The sequence below is a fragment of the Helicobacter bizzozeronii genome, from assembly GCF_900196775.1.
GTDB lineage: Bacteria > Campylobacterota > Campylobacteria > Campylobacterales > Helicobacteraceae > Helicobacter > Helicobacter bizzozeronii.
The window spans coordinates 1-1,046 of sequence record NZ_FZLB01000121.1; the positions used below are offsets into that span (position 1 = coordinate 1).

Genomic DNA, 1,046 nt, shown 5'->3' on the forward strand with positions numbered 1-1,046 from the left:
CTTTGGGCATAGTGGTAGTCACCCTGTTTCATATTATTTTCTGCCCTTTGTTTAAACATGACCTCTTGGTTTTTGTAGTAAGCCATTAAAACTCCTTACTTGTGCTGGATTAGCATGGCAAATATCCAATCTCCCCTGTTTTTTTAAGATTTCTCTCCTGTGCGCGAGGAGAGAGCTAAGCCTTAAGGAGCATACAGAGCACAAAGAGCTAGCAAAGCCTACCAATACGATCACAAAGAGTGTTCCGGATATCCCTGCCAACGCCCAGAGATTACCTTATTGATTACCAGTATAATCAAGATCATAGGAATGATCTGACAAAAAGCCAACACTATTACATTAGGCATCCACCAAAAAGTGGCAAATGCCCAATGCACAGGCACTGCCCCAAAGAGAATAGCAATGGCAAGGACAATTGAATCATCAAAGCGGGTTTTAAAATACTTCCCCCTCCTGCCAAAACAAGCCTCCCCTAAAAACCCCCCACACCACACTACAAGCCACATCCATAAGGAATTTTCTGGCAGTGATATAGAACCTCTGCTAATTCCTATTGCCGGGAACATCACGCTCATGAGCGCAAAATACCGCCCCCTAGCGCGCAGAGTCCACCTTTTAGACCACCAAGATTTAGGTTTTTGCATATCAACTCCTTAAGGAACAGGGCGATCAAAGCCACTAAAATCCCAGCCCCAAGCTGGCTTTGGTCCGCTTACAGGTCTAGGCTCTGGGCGTTGGTTTTTTTGGGGGAGAAAAATGATCTTTAACTAAAGCAGACACGCCCAATGCCGCTACCACAGACACTGCCAACACCAGCTGTTTTTACAATCTTGCACACTTTAGCACCCTGTAAAGATTTGTGCCACTAGGATAGCATATAATAGCTTCAATCATGTTAAAAATGGGAGGTAACAATAAGTTCGAGTAAGGAATATACGAAAAATGAGAAAATATACAAGACACCAAGTTTTAAGGAAGCGGAGCACATATAGAAGCATTAAAAACCAAAAAACACTTTAAAAACAACTCCCCCGCATCACCCTACT

The 1,046-nt window shown here is 43.2% G+C and carries 1 protein-coding gene; it reads right to left on the reverse strand.

All coding sequences use genetic code 11. The features are described 5' to 3' along the window. Positions 1-230 precede the first annotated feature (230 nt). Entirely contained in the window at positions 231-644 is a 414-nt protein-coding gene (locus tag C5684_RS09010) for a hypothetical protein (RefSeq protein WP_050801529.1), read from the reverse strand. Positions 645-1,046: the final 402 nt, after the last annotated feature.

Bases quoted from the DNA above. Each gene is read 5' to 3' on its own strand.
- C5684_RS09010 (WP_050801529.1), bottom strand. From the start codon at position 644: ATGCAAAAACCTAAATCTTGGTGGTCTAAAAGGTGGACTCTGCGCGCT.